General features: G+C 70.6%; 15 protein-coding genes. 10 read left to right on the forward strand and 5 right to left on the reverse strand.

The window, feature by feature from the left end; genetic code table 11:
• The first annotated feature begins 79 nt into the window (after nt 1–79).
• The 8 genes from BJY22_RS20320 to BJY22_RS20355 are packed head-to-tail and all read left to right on the forward strand — an operon-like array spanning nt 80 to nt 9,538.
• Nucleotides 80–1,387, forward strand: coding sequence for an ADP-ribosylglycohydrolase family protein (locus BJY22_RS20320; RefSeq protein WP_167209046.1), 1,308 nt, complete (start codon nt 80–82; stop codon nt 1,385–1,387).
• On the forward strand, nt 1,377–2,282 hold the full coding sequence (locus tag BJY22_RS20325) for a PfkB family carbohydrate kinase (protein WP_167209048.1): 906 nt from the start codon (nt 1,377–1,379) through the stop codon (nt 2,280–2,282). Before BJY22_RS20320 ends, BJY22_RS20325 begins: the two co-directional genes overlap by 11 nt.
• Nucleotides 2,279–4,267: an SUMF1/EgtB/PvdO family nonheme iron enzyme gene (locus tag BJY22_RS42985; RefSeq protein WP_167209057.1), complete on the forward strand. Its 1,989-nt coding sequence runs from the start codon at nt 2,279–2,281 to the stop codon at nt 4,265–4,267. The genes BJY22_RS20325 and BJY22_RS42985 overlap by 4 nt, the downstream gene beginning before the upstream one ends.
• Nucleotides 4,264–5,451 (forward strand): CaiB/BaiF CoA transferase family protein, encoded by a 1,188-nt coding sequence (locus tag BJY22_RS20335; RefSeq protein WP_167209059.1) that lies wholly within the window; start codon nt 4,264–4,266, stop codon nt 5,449–5,451. Before BJY22_RS42985 ends, BJY22_RS20335 begins: the two co-directional genes overlap by 4 nt.
• Before the next feature lie 13 nt (nt 5,452–5,464).
• Nucleotides 5,465–6,292, forward strand: coding sequence for an aldolase/citrate lyase family protein (locus BJY22_RS20340; RefSeq protein ID WP_167209061.1), 828 nt, complete (start codon nt 5,465–5,467; stop codon nt 6,290–6,292).
• 9 nt (nt 6,293–6,301) lie between these two features.
• The gene (locus BJY22_RS20345) at nt 6,302–7,894 is read left to right on the forward strand and encodes a phytoene desaturase family protein (RefSeq protein ID WP_167209063.1); all 1,593 of its coding nucleotides are present in this window, start codon (nt 6,302–6,304) and stop codon (nt 7,892–7,894) included.
• Nucleotides 7,891–8,310, forward strand: a complete 420-nt coding sequence (locus BJY22_RS20350; RefSeq protein ID WP_167209065.1) for a TIGR03668 family PPOX class F420-dependent oxidoreductase — start codon at nt 7,891–7,893, stop codon at nt 8,308–8,310. The genes BJY22_RS20345 and BJY22_RS20350 overlap by 4 nt, the downstream gene beginning before the upstream one ends.
• 1 nt (nt 8,311) lies before the next feature.
• Entirely contained in the window at nt 8,312–9,538 is a 1,227-nt protein-coding gene (locus tag BJY22_RS20355) for an RNA polymerase sigma factor (RefSeq protein ID WP_337758811.1), read from the forward strand.
• Here BJY22_RS20355 and BJY22_RS20360 read toward each other — a convergent pair.
• From BJY22_RS20360 to BJY22_RS20375, 4 genes are read right to left on the reverse strand one after another with little or no spacing between them, the layout of a single operon-like run.
• A complete protein-coding gene (locus tag BJY22_RS20360; RefSeq protein WP_167209069.1) occupies nt 9,528–10,586 on the reverse strand; it encodes a class I SAM-dependent methyltransferase in 1,059 nt (352 codons plus the stop codon). The genes BJY22_RS20355 and BJY22_RS20360 overlap by 11 nt on opposite strands.
• A complete protein-coding gene (locus tag BJY22_RS20365) occupies nt 10,562–11,551 on the reverse strand; it encodes a Gfo/Idh/MocA family protein (RefSeq protein WP_167209071.1) in 990 nt (329 codons plus the stop codon). Before BJY22_RS20365 ends, BJY22_RS20360 begins: the two co-directional genes overlap by 25 nt.
• The gene (locus BJY22_RS20370) at nt 11,548–12,549 is read right to left on the reverse strand and encodes an alcohol dehydrogenase catalytic domain-containing protein (protein WP_167209073.1); all 1,002 of its coding nucleotides are present in this window, start codon (nt 12,547–12,549) and stop codon (nt 11,548–11,550) included. Before BJY22_RS20370 ends, BJY22_RS20365 begins: the two co-directional genes overlap by 4 nt.
• A 50-nt stretch (nt 12,550–12,599) precedes the next feature.
• Nucleotides 12,600–13,583, reverse strand: a complete 984-nt coding sequence (locus BJY22_RS20375; protein WP_167209075.1) for a substrate-binding domain-containing protein — start codon at nt 13,581–13,583, stop codon at nt 12,600–12,602.
• Nucleotides 13,584–13,749: 166 nt separating this feature from the next.
• Here BJY22_RS20375 and BJY22_RS20380 point away from each other — a divergent pair, with 166 nt between their 5' ends.
• Both BJY22_RS20380 and BJY22_RS20385 read left to right on the forward strand, forming a co-directional pair.
• Nucleotides 13,750–15,048 (forward strand): acyl-CoA dehydrogenase family protein, encoded by a 1,299-nt coding sequence (locus BJY22_RS20380; RefSeq protein ID WP_167209077.1) that lies wholly within the window; start codon nt 13,750–13,752, stop codon nt 15,046–15,048.
• Nucleotides 15,048–16,250, forward strand: a complete 1,203-nt coding sequence (locus BJY22_RS20385; protein ID WP_167209080.1) for an acyl-CoA dehydrogenase family protein — start codon at nt 15,048–15,050, stop codon at nt 16,248–16,250. Before BJY22_RS20380 ends, BJY22_RS20385 begins: the two co-directional genes overlap by 1 nt.
• Before the next feature lie 174 nt (nt 16,251–16,424).
• Here the strand turns inward: BJY22_RS20385 and BJY22_RS20390 are convergent, their stop codons facing one another.
• Nucleotides 16,425–17,438, reverse strand: coding sequence for a LacI family DNA-binding transcriptional regulator (locus tag BJY22_RS20390; RefSeq protein ID WP_337758814.1), 1,014 nt, complete (start codon nt 17,436–17,438; stop codon nt 16,425–16,427).
• Nucleotides 17,439–17,482: the final 44 nt, after the last annotated feature.

Genomic DNA, 17,482 nt, shown 5'->3' on the forward strand with positions numbered 1-17,482 from the left:
GCCGGAAGTATCGGGCGGTGCCGGCAGATCAATCCAGGTGTGCGTTTCGCCTGGCGCAACAAGGGAAGGAAGAGTCTCGATGAGATTGACCTGGGTGCAGCCGGAGGACCTTCTGCCGCACCAATTGGTCCAGGCGCGGTCGGAGGGGGTCGACGTCACCGACGTCCAGGCCCGTTGGCTGGCCGCCGGGGGTACGACGGACGCGCCCGTGTCCGGTGCCTCCGACGAGCCGGCGACGCCCGCGCTGCGTGCACTGGCCCGCGAGCTGCTCGACGTGCTCGACGCCAGGACAGGGGAATGGCGTGAGCCCGCGATCCCGGCGCTGCCAGGGCTGCCAGGGCCGCCAGGTCCGGGCGATCTCGAGGCCCGGACGCTGAACGCGTGGCTCGGCCGGATGGCCGGCAACCTGCTCGGCAAGCCCGTGGAGAAGATTCCGCGGGAGGGCATCCGGGAGATCCTGACGAGCTCGGGTCAGTGGCCGTTGACGCAGTACATCACCGCCGTCGGCGTGCCGGACGAGGTCCAGCAGCGCTGGCCGTGGAACCGGCGGTCCAAGGTGAACAGCCTGCGCGAGGTCATCGACGGCATGCCCGAGGACGACGACATCAACTTCGCGATCCTCGCGCTGGTGATGATGGAGCGGTTCGGGCGCGGGCTGACCACCGAGGACGTGGCACAGAGCTGGCTCGGTGACCTGCCGGCCGGTCGCGTCTTCACCGCCGAGCGGGTCGCCTACCGCAACCTTCTCGAGGGCGTCGAGCCGGCCCGCGCGGCCGTCGTCGGCAACCCGTTCCGCGAGTGGATCGGCGCACAGATCCGGACCGACGCCTACGGCTGGGCGAACCCGGGTGACCGTACGGCGGCCGCGCGGCTCGCGCTCGTCGACGCCCGGCTCAGTCACACCGGCGCCGGTGTCGACGGTGCGCTCTGGGTCGCCGCGATGTCGGCCGCGGCCCTCGTCCTCGACGATCCCGTCGCCGCGGCCGTCTCCGGCCTCGACGTGATCAATGATCAGGGCGCGATCGCCCGCGCGGTCCGGTTCGGGCTCACCCTCGCGGACGCCGGGCTGGACGACGCCCTCGACGCCTTGCATGCGGAGTACGGCGACCTGCACTGGGTGCACGCGGTGAACAACACCGCACTCACCGCGTACGCGCTGACCGCCCCGGATTTCACCACCGCGATCGGTCGCGCGGTGATGGGCGGCTGGGACACCGACTCGGCCGGTGCCACCGTGGGCGCGGTTTTTGGCGCGACGCGCGGGGTTCCGGCAGAGTGGTCGGCACCACTGGACAACCGGGTGACCACAAGCCTCCCGGGAATGAACCAGATCGCGATCGACGAACTGGCGCGGCGGACTGTGGAGGTGGCCCGGGGTGGAGCCTGATGTCGTATCTGAGGTTGTCGTCGTCGGCAGTGCGAACGTGGATCTGGTGCTGCCGGTCCAGCGCATCCCGCGACCGGGAGAAACGGTCCTGGCGGGCGCGATGACCCGCGGTCCGGGCGGTAAGGGCGCGAACCAGGCCGTGGCGTCGGCGCGCGCGGGCGCGCGGACGGCGATGGTCGTTGCGCTCGGCGACGACGACGGCGGCGTCCTGCTGCGGGACGCGCTCGACGGCGTGGACCTGTCCCTGGCGACGACGAGCGACGCCCCGACCGGTACGGCGATCATCACGGTCGAGGAGAGCGGCGAGAACTCGATCGTCGTCGCCCCCGGCGCGAACGGCGAGCTGACCCTGTCCGCCGACGCGCTGGCCGCGATCGGAAAGGCGAAAATCGTCCTTTCCCAACTGGAGATCCCGTTCCCGACGGTGCAGGCCGCGGCGGCCGCGTCGGCGTACTTCATCCTGAACGCGGCCCCGGCCGCCGAACTGTCCGACGACCTGCTGGCCGAGGTCGACCTGCTGGTGGTGAACGAGACCGAGGCCGAGGCGATCGCCGGGCCGGACCGGTCCGCGCTGCTGAAGAAGGTGCCCGCGGTGGTCGTCACGCTCGGTGGGGCGGGAGCGGTGATCCTGACCCGGGACACCGACGAGATCGCGGTGCCCGGCGTACCTGTGGAGGTCGTCGACACGACGGCTGCCGGAGATACATTCTGTGGAGTGCTGGCAGCGAGTTTGGTTGCCGCCTCAGCTAACGACTCGATCACGGCAAGCGACCTGACGAACGCGGTCCGACGCGCTAACGTTGCTGCTTCATTGAGTGTTCAGGCCGCGGGGGCGATTTCCTCGGTGCCTCACGGGGATGCAATCGACGCGCGTCATGCGGAGGTATACCTGTGAACCCGCTCGAACCGCGGCCGATCGACCGTCCGGCGACGGTCGATGTCGGGCTCGGGACCGATCTGTCCTTCCTGGACGACGCCAAGATCCTCGGCGCGCCGGAGGACCCGGCCGACCTGCCGCGGTGGCGCGCGAAGCTGGCCGAGTGGCGGTTCGGCGCCTTCGAACGGACCCGGTACGACGGTTCGCACTACGACGAGCCCGGCCGCGAGTGGACCCAGACGGCGTACTCGGTGGCCTTGGTCTGGCTCTGGGACGACCTGCTCTACGACGTCGAGACCGGGCGGTTCACGCCGGAGAAGTTCGTCGAGCACGGGATCGCCGAGTTCGGCGGGTACGACGCGATCGTGCTCTGGCACGCGTATCCGGTGATCGGGATCGACGACCGGAACCAGTTCGACTTCTACCGTGACGTCCCCGGCCTGCGGGAGCTGATCGACGACCTGCACCGGCTCGGGCTGAAGGTGTTCTTCGACTACAACCCGTGGGACGTCGGCACCCGGCGGGCGGCCCGCTCGGACGCCGACGAGTTCGCCGCGCTCGTCACCGACTATGCCGTCGACGGTGTCTTCCTGGACACGTTGAAGGAAGGCGATCCGGCGTTCACCAAGGCGATCCGGAAGGCGAACCCGGCGATCGCGCTGGAAGGCGAGTCGCGGTTGCCGATGGCAAGGATCGGCGATCACGCGCTGTCCTGGGCGCAGTGGTTCGCCGACACCCACGCGCCCGGCGTCCTGCGCGCGCACCTGTTCGAGCGCCGACACATGATGCACCACACCCGCCGCTGGAACCGTGACCACAGCGACGAGCTGCAGTCCGCCTGGGTGAACGGCGTCGGCATGCTGGTCTGGGAGTCGGTGTTCTCGGCCTGGGTCGGCTGGAACGCCCGCGACCGCGCGACGCTGCGCCGGATGGTCGCCGCGCAGCGTGCGTTCGCGCCGGTGCTGATCGACGGCGACTGGATCCAGCTGACGCCGGAGATCCCGGAGAAGGCCCGCGACCACGGCGTCTACGGGTCGCGGTTCGACCTGGCGGACATCACGTTCTGGACGCTGATCAACCGCGACGAGGAGGACTTCGAGGGCATCGTGCTGCGCTCGGAGGACCAGGTCGGCGACTGGTACGACGTGACGTCGGGCGTCCCGATCACCGCGGACGACGAGGGTGTGCACCTCGTCGTACCGGGGCGTGGTGTGGCCGGCATCGTCCGGGTCGGCGCGACCGCCGGCGCTTCGTGCCGCGCGACCGCGCGCCGGCTGGGAACGATGCCGCGGGCCCACGTCGGCGAGTCCGCGTTCCCGATGCGTCCGGCGGAGCGGATCGCGCCGCAGCCGGTGTCCGGCGACGCGAACATCGGCCCGGCGGTCGACGTACCGGCGGGGGAGCGGACGCTGACCGTCCGGCACCGGCGGCGCGAGACCGGACTGTACGACACCGCGCCGTACGTCGAGGAGTGGAAGCCGTTGCCGCCCCGGCTGCACGACATCCAGACCGTCACACGCGAGGTGTCGCTGCCGGGCGTCCGGGTCGCGGTCGCCGAGGTCACGAACGCGCAGTACGCCGAGTTCCTGGCCGCGACGGGCTACCGGCCGCTGATCGCGAACCGGTTCCTCCAGCACTGGGTCGACGGCGCTCCGGCGCCCGGGACCGAGGACCAGCCGGTGACGTACGTCGACCTGCCCGACGCCCGCGCGTACGCCGCGTGGCGCGGAGGCCGGCTGCCCACCGAGGACGAGTGGCAGGTCGCGGCAGTGCTCGAGGGATTCGACCGGCGCGAGCCGCTGGTGTGGAATCTCACCGAGAGCGAGCACCGCGACGGCCGCAGCCGGTTCTGCATCCTCAAGGGCGGCTCGCACTACGTCGCCGAGGGCTCGGACTGGTACGCCGACGGCGGGCCGCAGGACCCGGACGTCAGCTTCAAACTGGTGCTCACCGGCGGCGGCCTCGACCGCTCGGAGAACATCGGCTTCAGGTGTGCGGGATGAGACCTGCCGCCCTCGACGGTGTGAAGGTCCTGGAGGCGGCGACCCTGTTCGCGGGGCCGCTGGCGGCGACCTTCCTCGGTGACTTCGGCGCCGACGTCACGAAGATCGAGCACCCGTCCCGTCCGGACGCCGCGCGTACGCACGGCGCCTCGAAGGACGGGGTCGGGCTGTGGTTCAAGACCCTCGGCCGGAACAAGCGGCTCGCGACGCTGGACCTGTCGCGCGGCCGGGACGTGTTCCTCGAGCTGGTCAGGCAGAACGACGTCCTGGTCGAGAACTTCCGGCCCGGCACGCTGGAGCGCTGGGGTCTCGGGCCGGACGTACTGCTGGAGGCCAATCCGCGGCTGGTGATCGCGCGGGTGACGGCGTTCGGGCAGGTCGGGCCGTGGTCGCGGCGGCCCGGGTTCGGGTCGCTGGCCGAGGCGATGAGCGGGTTCGCAGCGGTCACCGGTGAGCCGGACGGCCCGCCGACACTGCCGCCGTTCGGCCTCGCGGACGGGATCACCGCGCTCGCGACGGCGTACGCCGTGCTCGTGGCGCTGCGCGAGCGGGACCGGTCCGGCGCGGGACAGGTGATCGACATGGCGATCATCGAGCCGATCCTGATGATGCTCGGCGGCGGCATCACGGCGTACCAGCAGACCGGGTACGTGCAGCCGCGGCTCGGGAACCGCTCGTCGAACAACGCCCCGCGGAACGTGTACCGGACTGCGGACGGCCGGTGGGTCGCGGTGTCGACGAGCTCGCAGAGCATCGCCGAGCGGGTGGTGACGCTCGTCGGGCGCGCGGACCTGGTCGCGCAGCCGTGGTTCGCGACCGGGCGCGAGCGCGCCCAGCACGCCGACGAGTTGGACGAGGCGGTCGGGTCGTGGATCGCGCAGCGGCCGCTCGACGAGGTGATGGCCGAGTTCGAGAAGGCCGAGGCCGCGGTCGGGCCGGTGCACGACATCCGCGGGATCATGAGCGATCCGCAGTACGGCGCGCTCGGGACGATCGTCAGCGTGGACGACGACGAGCTGGGCGGGCCGGTGCAGATGCAGAACGTGCTGTTTCGGCTGTCGGAGTCGCCGGGGGAGATCAAGTGGGCCGGCCGCCAGCACGGCGCCGACACCGACGAGGTGCTCGCCGAGATCGGCGTCACGCCCGACCAGCTCGCGGCGCTGCGGGCAGCAGGAGTGGTGTGAGGGGGAGCTCGACGTGCTGACCGCACTGTATGTACCGGCCAACCGGCCGGACCGGTTCGCGAAGGCCGTCGCGGCGCGCCCCGACCTGGTGGTGTTCGATCTCGAGGACGCGGTGCCGGTCACCGACAAGGCGGACGCGCGCGGCTGGGCGGTCGCCTGGGTCGCCGCGAACGCGCACGGGCCGGTCGAGATCCGGGTGAACGCGTTGACGTCGCCCTGGATCGAGGACGACCTGGCCGCGATCGCGAACATGCCGACGGTGCGCCTGCGGGTGCCGAAGGTGGAGAGCGCGGCCGATGTCCGGGCCGTCCTCGACAAGGTGCCGTCGGCAAGGATCACCGCGCTGATCGAGTCGCCGCTGGGTGTCGAGCGAGCGTTCGAGATCGCCACCGCCGATGCGCGCGTGGTCGGGGTCGCGCTCGGCGAGGCGGATCTGTCGAGCGCGCTCGGCGTCGAGGGTGCGGCCGGGCTCGCCTGGGCCCGCGGACGGCTGGTCTCGGCCTCCCGCGCGGCCGGACTGGGCGCGCCGATGATGTCGGTGTTCCCGCATGTCGACGATGTGCCGGGTCTGCGCCGTACGTCGCTGGAGGGAAGGCTGCTCGGGTTCGTGGGCCGGACGGCGATCCATCCGCGGCAGCTCCCGACCATCGTCGAGGCGTTCACACCGACCGCGGTGGAGGTCGCCGAGGCCGAGGCGCTGCTGGAGGCGGTCGAGAAGGCCGGTGTCTCCGACGGCGGCGTGCTCGTACTACCCGACGGCCGGATGGTCGACCCGGCGATGATCGGCCGCGCGCGCGAGATCACCACCCTGATGCGGGAGATCGAGTCCCGGGCCGGTTAGGCTCGAAGTATGCTGCCGCGCAGTGTTGACGCCATCGTGATCGGATCGGGGCCGAACGGGCTGGTGAGCGCGATCACGCTCGCCGACGCGGGCTGGGACGTGCTGGTGCTGGAGGCCGCCGACCGGTTCGGCGGTGCCGTCCGGTCGACCGAGGACGGCGGCTGGATCAGTGATCGTTTCAGTTCGAACTATCCGCTCGGGGTCGCGTCGCCGGTGATCCGCGCCCTCGAGCTGGAGAAGTTCGGGCTGCGGTGGGCGCACGCGCCGTTGCCGCTGGTGCACCTGCTCGACGAGAACGGCGCCGCCGCCGCGGTCCATCCGGACCCCGAGGACACCGCGAAGTCGCTCGGCGCCGAGCATCCGGGCGACGGTGACGCGTGGTTGCGGCTGTACCAGCAGTACGTGTCGATCCGCGAGCCGCTGCTGAACGCGCTGCTCACCACCTGGCCGCCGGTCGTGCCGGGGGTGAAGCTGGCCCGCAGGCTCGGATCGGCGGGTGAGCTGCTGCGGTTCGCGCGGTTCATGGCGATGCCGATGCACCGGATGGGCCAGGAGCTGTTCGCCGGGCGGCACGGTCCGGCGATCCTGGCGGGGAACGCGATGCACGCGGACGCGCCGCTGTCGGGCGCGGTCAGCGGGACGATGGGCTGGCTGCTCGCGATGCTGGCCCAGGACGTCGGCTACCCGGTCGCGGCCGGCGGCTCGTCGATGTTCTCCGGCGCGCTGGTACGGCGGGCCGAGCGGGCCGGGGCGCTACTGGTCGCGAACATGCCGGTCTCCGGCGTCGACGTCTCCGGCGGCCGCGCAACCGCCGTACGGACGGCCTCCGGTGAGACGGTCGCGGTGCAGCGGGCGGTGATCGCGGACACGTCCGCGCCGGTGCTGTACGGCGACTTGTTGCCGGAGGCACTCATTCCGGGCGGGCTGCGGCGCGATCTGGACGAGCGGTTCGAGTGGGATTATCCGACCGTCAAGCTGAACTTCCGGCTGAGCGGGCCGATCCCGTGGCTGTCCGCGGAGGCGCGCTCCGCGAGTGTGGTGCACCTCGGCGGGACGGCCGACGAGCTGGTGCACCTGTCCGCGGACCTGGACACCGGGCGGGTGCCGTCGCAGCCGTTCCTGTTGATCGGCCAGACGACGAAGTCGGATCCGTCGCGGTCGCCGGAGGGGACCGAGGCGGTCTGGGCGTACGCCCACCTTCCGCGCGGCGTCGCGGACGACGCGTCGGCGGAGAAGCTGGCCGGCCGGATGGAGCGTGCGATCGAGCGGTTCGCACCCGGCTTCGGCGACCTGGTCATCGACCGGGATCTGCAGCGGCCGTCCGCGCTCGAGTCGGGGAACGCCGCGCTCGGCCTCGGCGCCGTCGGCGGTGGCACGATGCAGCTCCAGCAGCAGCTGATCTTCCGGCCGACGATCGGTCTGGGCAGCGCCCGCACGTTCGTCGACGGCCTGTATCTGGGCAGCTCCGCGATCCACCCCGGCGGCGGCGTGCACGGTGCCTGCGGCCACCTCGCCGCGCGCACCGCGCTCCGCGACGCCTCCCTCTTGGGTCCCCTCACCCGCAAACTCCCCGCCGCCACCCTCCGCCACCTCCAACGGTGAAACTCGACGAAGCAGAGTGCAGGGCTCGGGTGGCGGCCGCCCGGGTGGCGCGGTTGGGGACCGTGGGCTCTGACCTGCGGCCGCATCTGGTGCCGGTGACGTACGCCGTACACGGTGACGAACTCTTCGTCGCCGTGGATCACAAGCCGAAGTCGACCACCGCGTTGAAGCGGTTGGCGAACATCGCGGCGCACGAGCGGGTCGCCGTCCTGGTAGACGAGTACGACGAGGACTGGACGCATCTGTGGTGGGTCCGGGTCGACGGGGTCGCGCGGGTGCTGGACACGCACGCGGAGGCAGTGGAGCTGCTCGTGGCGAAGTACCCGCAGTACGACAGCGATCCGCCGCAGGGACCGGTGATCACGGTTCGGGTCGACGGCTGGTCGGGGTGGGCGTACCAAGGTGAGGGGGACTGACGTGGAGCAACTGTTGAGGGAGCTCGCGCCGCAGGTGCTGGGGTTTCTGGCGCGGCGGCATGGGCAGTTCGACCTGTGCGAGGACGCCGTCCAGGAGGCGTTGCTGGCGGCTGCGACGCAGTGGCCGGCGGACGGCGTACCGGCGAACCCGCGAGGCTGGCTGATCACCGTCGCGACGCGCCGCCTGACCGACGCCTTCCGCAGCGAGAACGCGCGGCGGCGGCGCGAGGACAGCGTCGCGGCGATGGCCGGTCCGGAGGAGCTGGTTGCCCCGGGCGCCGATGTGGACGAGGCGCCGGACACCGATGACACGTTGACATTGCTGTTCCTGTGCTGCCATCCGGCGGTGACACCCGCCTCCCAGGTCGCGCTGACGCTGCGGGCGGTCGGCGGCCTGACGACGGCGGAGATCGCCCGGGCGTTCATGGTGCCGGAGGCAACGATGGCGCCGCGGATCAGCCGCGCGAAGAAGAGCATCAAGGCGGCCGGCAGCCGGTTCGCGATGCCACCCGAGTCGGAGCGGGCGGACAGGCTGCGCGTCGTACTGCAGGTGCTGTACCTGATCTTCAACGAGGGCTACACGGCCAGCTCGGGCGAGCAGTTGCAGCGCGTCGAGCTGACGGCGGAGGCGATCCGGCTGGCTCGGATGTTGCGCGCGGCGCTGCCGGACGACGGTGAGGTCTCGGGGCTGCTGGCGTTGATGCTGCTGACCGACTCGCGCCGGGCCGCGCGGACGACGCCCGACGGCGGACTGGTGCCGATCGACGAGCAGGACCGGTCGCTGTGGGACCGCGAGCAGATCACCGAGGGCGCCGACCTGATCCTGCACACGCTGCAGCAGGGCGCGGTCGGGCCGTACCAGCTGCAGGCCGCGATCGCCGCGGTCCACGCCGAGGCGCCGAGCGCGGACGAGACCGACTGGCGGCAGATCCACTCGCTGTACCTTCTGCTGGAGAAGATCGCGCCGAACCCGATGGTCACGCTCAACCGCGCGATCGCCCTCGCCCAGGTGGAGGGTCCGCAGGCGGGCCTCGATCTCCTGGTGACGATCGAGAACGACAAGAACATCACCGAGACCCACCGTCTGGACGCCGTCCGCGCGCACCTGTACGAGCGCGCCGGCGAGGCGACCAGGGCCCATGAGCACTACCTGGCCGCGGCCCGCCGTACGACGAGTCTCCCGGAGCAGCGGTACTTGCAGGCCAAGGCCGACGCGATCACGGGATGAGTCGGTAGAACCGCCAGTACGTCGTGTGGAACGGGAGGACCTGCGTCTCGCGGAAACCGGCTTCGGTGGCGTACCGGCGGAGCGTGGCCGGCCGCATCACCGCGCCGGTCGCGGCCGACTCCGGATCGCCCATCGCGCTCGGCAGGCAGGACATCAGACTCCACCCGTAGTGATATCGCTCGACCTCCGACGCGGGTGCGGTGAACTCCTCCTCGACGAGCTCGTCCGCGATCAGGACCGTGCCGCCAGGCGCGAGCATCTGCCGCGCGGTGCGCAGCGCCTCGACCGGCCGCGGCATGTCGTGCAGCGCCTCGAGGATCGTCACCAGGTCGAACTGCCCGCGCTGGGTGGCCGCGTCCGCGACCGAGAAGCTGACCCGGTCGGCGAGCCCGGCCGCCGCGGCCTCACGTGTGCCGGCCGCGATCGCGGCTTCGTCGAGGTCGACGCCCTGCACGGTGATCCGCGGGTACGCGCGCGCCATCGCGATCGACGACCAGCCGGTGCCGCAGGCGAAGTCGGCGACCCGCGCCGGTGGATCTGCGCGCAGTCGCTGGTCGATCTCAGGGATGGCCGGCAGCCACTCCTTGCCCAGGAGGTTCAGATAGCTCGCCCGGTTGGGATCCGCGCGTCCTTCCGGCCCCCAGGCCAGCGGTGATGGTGCGTCGCCGGTGCGGTACGCCTCGACCAGATCGGGCAGCATGCGCGCGGCTCGGGCGAGCTCGACGCCCTTGTAGCCGTGGTAGTCGGCGTGGTCCGGTTCGGCGAGGACCGGGACGTACTCGGGTGGCAGCGTGTAGCGCCGTTCGGTGGGGGCGGCCGTCGTGTCGTCGACGTCGAGGAGTTCGCTGGCCGCGTGGTGTTCGAGCCACTCGCGGATGTAGCGCTCCGCCGTACCGGTCCGTTCGGCCAGCTCGACGGACGTGGCGGGGCCGTGCTCGGCGAGCGCCTTGTACAGACCGAGTCGCTCGCCGAGGTAGACGGCGTACAGCTCGAGTGCCGCACCGGCGTTCCGGAAGAGCCTGTCTACGAGCGCGTTGGTCCGGTCCATGGGATGGATCGTACTGTTCGTCCGGTCGCGTGCGACTCGATCGCGGCGTGGGCCAGTGCGAGCGCCCGGCGGCCGGCGCGGGCGTGCACCGGTGGTCGCTCGCCGGCGCGGAGGGCTCGGAGTACGGCGTCGACGTGCCGGTCGAAGGTACCGGCGAAGCTGCGGGACTCGTCGTCGAAGTACGTCGAGTGCCAGCGCTGCTCGACCGGGTCGCCGGCCTTCGAGAACGTCAGCGCCCGCACGGTGTCGTGGATGACGAGACGGCCCCGGGTGCCGTTGATCTCGACGCGCTGTGTGTCCGGGTAGGCGTATGACGAGTCGTAGCTGCCGAGCATCGTGCCGACGGCGCGGTTCTCGAAGTCGAGCGCCAACGCGACGGTGCTGAACGCGCCGTACGTCTTGTCCGTCATGTGCGCGGAGAGCGCGGAGATCGGGCCGACGAGGTGCTCGAGCAGGTCGAAGCCGTGGCACTGGGTCTCGATCAGGTTGGCGTGCGGCGAGTTTCCGTGGTTCGCCTCGCCGCCGAAGCGCCAGGTCGCGAAGACGAGCTCGCCGAGTTCGCCGGCGTCGATCAGAGCTTTCGCGCGCTGGACGGGTTCGGCGTACCGGTGGTTGAAGTTGATGGCGAAGAAGGTGTCGCCTGCCTCGCTCAGGAGCGTGTCCGCCTCGGTGAGGTCGAAGACGAGCGGCTTCTCCACCAGCAGCGGTACGCCGGTCCGCACCAGCTCGAGCGTGAGGTCGTAGTGGTCCTCGTTCGGCAGGCACACCGTGACGAGGCCGGGGCGCTCGCGCTCCAGCATCAGGTCGAGATCGGTGTACGGCGTGGCGCCGTACTTCTCCGCTCGTCGCCGCGTCTTCTCCGGGGTCCGCCCGACGATCGCGCAGAGCTCGGTGTCCTCGCGGCGGACGAAGATGCGGGCGTGGTGCTCGCCCCAGCCGCCGGCGCCCACCACCGCGACCCTCATGCCGCACCGTCCTGGGTGACGACGACCTTGCCCGTCTCGCCGGCCATGAACAGGCGGAACGCCTCGGCGATGTCCGTGACCGGGAAGCGGTGGCTGATCACGCGGGCGATCAGCTCCTGGTGTTCCCGCAACAGCGCAAGGTTGCCGGGCATCTCGTCGTACCGGAAGTACTCGCTGCCGAGGACGGCGTGCTCAGGGCTGATCAGGTCGCGGGACACGTCGAGCGTGACTGCCTCGCCGTGACCGACGCAGATCAGGGCGCCGCGTGGACCGAGGATGTCGAGCGCGGCGCGGCGGGCGGCTTCCTTGCCGGACGCGTCGAACGCGAGGTCCGGGCGCCGGGCTGCGGTGAGATCGTCGGCGAGCAGGGGGATCGCGCCGAACGACTCCGCGAAGTCGAGCCGCCAGCGGGAGAAGTCGGAGATGTAGACCGGTACGTCGTACCGGAGCTTGCACATCACGGTCAGCCCGAGTCCGATCGGGCCGGCGCCCGCGATGTAGATGCTCTCGACGTCCTGCCGTACGAGCGCCGCGCGGCCGAGGGCGTGACTGCTGGTGCCCATCACGTCGAGGAGCATCGTGGCGTTGCCGATCTCGATGTCGTCGGTGATCGGGAAGAAGTTGGACTCGTGGACGAGTTCGTACGGGCCGTAGCCGCCGTCGTGGGTGAAACCCATGTCGGCGCGTTTGGCGAGGCATTGGTTGGTCGCGCCGTACCGGCAGCTGCGGCACTCTCCGCAGAAGTCCATCAGGAACACGGCTCCGCGGGTGCCGACGGGAGTGGTGGTGCCTTCGCCGGCCTGCAGGACGGTCCCGGCGGCTTCGTGGCCGGGGACGACGGACGAGCCGTCGTCGTACTGGTGGCGGTCGGTGCCGCAGAGGGCGTTGGCCTGAACGGAGAGCAGGAGCTGGCCAGGGCCGGGATCGGTGTAGTCATGAGCCGCGAACTCGATGTTTCCGGCTCCGGTGAACCTGGGGGCGAGGGCGGTACGCGTCATGCCGCCGGAATTTACTACGTAGCAAATCTGTGGCACAAGAACTCGCGGGATCAGCGGGCGGTGCTCTCCCGGATCCGGAGCTCGTAGCCTGCCATCCGGTGTTGCGGCACGTGGTCGTCGTCGAGTTGCTCCTCGAGCAGGTCGAGCGCGCTGCCGGCGATCTCGTCGAGCAGCGGGGCGACGGTGCTCAGCGTCGGCGTGGACAGACTCGACTCGACGATGTCGTCGAAGCCGATCACGGCCACGTCCCCCGGTACGGCGACCCCCGCGCGCTGCAGCGCCTGGAGCGCCCCGAGCGCGGCCGAGTCGTTCATCGCGAAGATGCCGTCGGGTCCGAGGTCCTTGACGGTGCGGGTGATCGCCGCGGCGGCCGCGGTCGTGGTCCAGTCGCAGGCGACGAGCAGATCGGGATCGAGGGTGAGACCGTGCTTCTTGAGCGCGGCCTGGTAACCCTGGCGGCGGAGTTGGTACGAGCGCTTCGGGCCATGGTTCGCGCCGAGCAGCAGGATCCTGCGCCGGCCGGTGTCGAGGAGGTGCGTGACCGCGGTCTGGGCGGCCTCGCGGTTCCGGATGCCCACGTGGTCGATCGTGCTGCCCGGTTCGCGGTCGCCGATCAGCACCACCGGGTGCGCGCCGCGCTGGTCGGTGCGGCCGAGGGACACCGCGCTCATGATCACGCCGTCGGTGAGGATCTCGCCGCCGCCGCGCAGCAACTCCAGTTCGGTCTCGCGGCGTCCGCCGGTGGTCTCCACGAGCACCGTCGTACCGCGGTCTCTGGCGGCGGCGACGATCGCCTCGGCGAGGTCGGCGAAGTACCGCTCGCGGAAGGTCGGGACGGCCAGCGTCACGGTGCCGGTGCGGCCGGTGCGCAGGCGGCGGGCGGCCGTGTTGGGGCGGTAGCCGAGCGCGTCGAGGCTGGCCTTGACGCGGGCGCGGGTCGCGGGGGAGACGTGGACGTAGTTGTTCACTACGTTCGAGACCGTGCGTTGCGAGACGCCGGCGTGCCGGGCCACGTCGGACATGCTGACCGCCACCGCTGCGCTCCTCTCACCCGGGATGCGTCAGGTTATCAACGGGCTCGGGCGTGACCTGAGTTGTAACTTCGGTTTACAGTAGCGGCATGAGCGAGCGCAGCGAGGTCATCATCAAGCACAGCGCCCTCCGTGCCTCATCCGCGCCCGCAGCGAAGCGAGGACGTGGATGAGCATTCAGGTGCGGACCAGGCGGGACGCGATCGGGGTCGGCGTGGCCCTGCTGAACAAGCTGGCGCGGTCCCGCGCGATCGACCGGTTCGGGTTGCGGAAGCCGGCCGAGCGGGCGGTGTTCGAGGCGACCAAGACCGGATTCCGGACAGCAGGCGCGCTGTCCAGGCGATTCACCGCGGCGTCCAAGCCGGCAGCCCCGTCCCGGCTGCCCGCGGCGCGGGGGAGCGGCCGGTTCGACCTGACGCCGACCGAGGACCAGCAGATGATGGTCGACGTCGTGCGCGAGTTCGCCGGCGAGGTACTGCGACCCGCTGCCGCCACCGCGGACACCGCGTGTACGACGGACGCGAAGGTTCTCGAGTCGTCCGCCGAGTTCGGGCTGAGCCTGATCGAGGTCCCGGAGGAGCTAGGCGGCATCGTCACCGAGCGGTCCGCGATGACCGGCGTCCTGGTGGCCGAGGCGCTCGCGTACGGCGACATGGGGCAGGCGGTCGCGTGCCTGGCGCCGTCGGCGGTGAGTACGGCGATCTCGCTGTGGGGCGACGAGACGCAGCAGGCGACGTACCTGCCGGCGTTCACCGGATCGTCGGTGCCCGCGGCCGCCCTAGCATTGCTAGAACCACGAGCACTGCTAGACCCCTTCGAGTTGCGGACGCGGTACACCGGTGGGCTGCTGAACGGCGTGAAGTCGCTGGTGCCGCGCGCCGCCGAGGCGGAGTTGTTCGTGATCGGCGCGCAGACCGACGCCGGGCCGCGGTTGTTCGTGGTCGAGCCGGATCATCCCGGCGTGACGATCGAGGCCGAGCCGTCGATGGGTCTGCGGGCCGCGTCGCTGAGCCGGGTGATCCTGACCGACGTCCCGGCGGTGCCCTTGGGATCGGTCGACGACTACGCCGAATGCGTGCGGCTGTCCCGGCTCGGGTGGTGCGCGCTGGCGCTGGGTACGGCGCGGGCGGTGCTCGACTACGTCACGCCGTACGTGAACTCCCGTGAGGCCTTCGGTGAGCCGATCAGTCACCGGCAGTCGGTGGCGTTCATGGTGGCGAACATCGGGATCGAGCTCGAGGGCATGAAGCTGGTCACGTACCGGGCGGCATCGCGCGCGTCGCAGGGGCTGTCGTTCGCCCGGGAGGCGGCGCTGGCGCGGCGGTTGTGCGCCGAGCGGGGCATGCAGATCGGGACGGACGGCGTACAGCTGCTCGGCGGGCACGGGTTCGTGAAGGAGCATCCGGTGGAGCGGTGGTACCGCGACCTGCGGGCGATCGGTGTGATGGAAGGTGCGGTGCTGGTCTGATGATCAACCTCGAAACGCCGAAGAAGTTCCGGGCCTTCGTCAACCAGGCGCATCAGGTCGCGGCCGAGATGCTGCGGCCGAACTCGCGGCGCTACGACCTGGCCGAGCACGAGTACCCGGTCGAGCTCGACATGCTCGCCGCGATGGTCGACGGATTGGGTGCCTCAGGCACCAGTTCCGGTGCGGGAGCCTCGGGGGTACGGCGTACCGCTGCCGCCGAGGACGGGGTCGTGAACGGGTCCAACCTGTCGTCGGTGCTGTCGATCATGGAGATGTGCTGGGGTGACGTCGGGCTGCTGCTGTCGATGCCGCGGCAGGGTCTCGGGAACTCCGCGATCGCGTCCGTCGCCTCGGACGAACAGTTGAAGCGGTTCGAGGGTGTGTGGGCGGCGATGGCGATCACCGAGCCCGGATGCGGCTCGGACTCCGCCAACATCCAGACGACCGCGCGGCTGGACGGCGACGCCTATGTGCTGGACGGCGAGAAGATCTTCGTCACCGCGGGCGGCCGCTGCGACGCGGTCGTCGTCTGGGCCACGCTCGACAAGTCGCTCGGCCGGGCGGCGATCAAGTCGTTCGTCGTCATGAAGGACACACCCGGCATGACGGTCGAACGGCTCGAGAACAAGCTCGGCATCCGCGCTTCCGACACGGCCACCATCCGCTTCGAGAACTGCCGCGTCCCCCGCGAGAACCTGCTCGGCACCGCGGACATCGACAAGGGTTTCGCGGGCGTGATGCAGACCTTCGACAACACCCGCCCGCTCGTCGCCGCGATGGCCGTCGGCTGCGCCCGCGCCTCCCTCGAACTCACCCGCGACCTGCTGGCCGACGCCGGCGTCCAGGTCGACTACGACCGCCCCGTCCACCGCCAGCCCGCCGCGGCCGCGACCTACCTCGCGATGGAAGCCGACTGGGAAGCTGCCTACCTCCTCACCCTCCAGGCCGCCTGGATGGCCGACAACGGCCAACCCAACTCCCTCCAAGCCTCCATGGCCAAAGCCAAAGCCGGCCGCACCGCCAACGACATCACCCTCCGCTGCGTAGAACTCACCAGCACCCTCGGCTACTCCGAACACGAACTCCTCGAAAAGTGGTCCCGAGACTCCAAAATCCTCGACATCTTCGAAGGCACCCAGCAGATCCAGCAGTTGATCGTCGCCCGCCGCCTGCTCGGGAGGACGTCCGCGGAGCTGAAATAGCCTTATCTGCAAGGGGTTTGACGCCTAACCCGCAGCCCTTTCAGAGCAGTTCTGGGCCAGTGCCGCGGTGGTCGAGCGCACCTCGAGCCCGTACGACCTGTTCTGGCTCGAGGACTGCACGCCGGCGGCGCTGCGCAAGCTGCTCGACTTCGCTGCGCAGTACCAGATCAAAGATCAGCAAACTGGGATGAATGATCTCCGACCAGCCTCGACCGCCCTGGATGAGCCGTTGGAGGCCGGGCCGACGGATTCGCGGATGATGATTCGGTTGGTGGGGCCGTGGTGGATCTCGGGCGGCTCCTCGCCGCGCACCGCCGCGATGAGCCTTTGGATCGCCACACGGGCCCTTCCTTCGCGGTCGACCGCGACTGTCGAGATCGTCGGCGTGCTGTAGCGGCCCATGTCGAAGTCGTCCCAGCCGAAGACGCTGATGTCGTCGGGAACGCGCCAGCCTCGCTCGAACGCGGCGCGGATCGCGCCCAGCGCAGCCCGGTCGTTGACTGCGACCACGGCGGTCACTGCGGTGGCGGCCGGCAGAGCCTGGAGAGCGTCGTACCCGGACCGACCGGTCCAGTCACCGTCCGCGACACCGTGCGATCGGAGCCCGAGTTCCTCGATCGTCCTTTCGTAGACGACCCTTCGGTTCTGGGCTGCGGTGTGCGTCTGAGGACCTGCGATGTGGAAGAAGTCCTGATGGCCGAGCGCTGCCAGATGCTCGATGATTTCCCGGACAACCGAGGCGTCCGCGAGATCGCCTTGGGACTGCATCCGGTCGTCGTAGTCAGCGGTGGTCACGACGGGAACGGGGGACCGGGCTGGGTCCAGGGGGAGTGGGCTGAGCGAGAGGATGCCCTCGAAGCCGCCGCTGGTAGCGAGCTCCAGGACCCGATCGGCGCGGGTGGGAGCGTCGCCGACGATGGTCACGACCTCCAGTCGATATCCCTCGGCCTCGACGATGGTCGCCAGCATGGCGAGCAGGCCCGACTGCATCTGGTTGGGCATTGACGGCAGGACCATGGCGAGCCGGCCGGTGCGTTTCGCGCGCATCGAGCGGGCCACGAGGTTCGGCCGATAGTTCAGCTCGGAGACGACGGCTTCGATCTTCTGCCGGGTGGCCGGCTTGAGACCTTCGATCCGGGTGAAGTACCGCGACACCGTCTGATGGGACACGCCTGCCCGGCGCGCCACCTCGTGGATTGTGATGCGTTGGTCGCCGGCTTCGGCCATCCGAG

Source organism: Kribbella shirazensis, assembly GCF_011761605.1.
Taxonomy (GTDB): Bacteria; Actinomycetota; Actinomycetes; order Propionibacteriales; family Kribbellaceae; genus Kribbella; species Kribbella shirazensis.

What these genes read in the sequence shown, in the direction of transcription:
- BJY22_RS20360 (WP_167209069.1), bottom strand. Translation starts at nt 10,586, where the DNA reads ATGGACCGGACCAACGCGCTCGTAGACAGGCTCTTCCGGAACGCCGGT.
- BJY22_RS20365 (WP_167209071.1), bottom strand. Translation starts at nt 11,551, where the DNA reads ATGAGGGTCGCGGTGGTGGGCGCCGGCGGCTGGGGCGAGCACCACGCC.
- BJY22_RS20320 (WP_167209046.1), top strand. Translation starts at nt 80, where the DNA reads ATGAGATTGACCTGGGTGCAGCCGGAGGACCTTCTGCCGCACCAATTG.
- BJY22_RS20385 (WP_167209080.1), top strand. Translation starts at nt 15,048, where the DNA reads ATGATCAACCTCGAAACGCCGAAGAAGTTCCGGGCCTTCGTCAACCAG.
- BJY22_RS20380 (WP_167209077.1), top strand. Translation starts at nt 13,750, where the DNA reads ATGAGCATTCAGGTGCGGACCAGGCGGGACGCGATCGGGGTCGGCGTG.
- BJY22_RS20335 (WP_167209059.1), top strand. Translation starts at nt 4,264, where the DNA reads ATGAGACCTGCCGCCCTCGACGGTGTGAAGGTCCTGGAGGCGGCGACC.
- BJY22_RS20345 (WP_167209063.1), top strand. Translation starts at nt 6,302, where the DNA reads ATGCTGCCGCGCAGTGTTGACGCCATCGTGATCGGATCGGGGCCGAAC.
- BJY22_RS20370 (WP_167209073.1), bottom strand. Translation starts at nt 12,549, where the DNA reads ATGACGCGTACCGCCCTCGCCCCCAGGTTCACCGGAGCCGGAAACATC.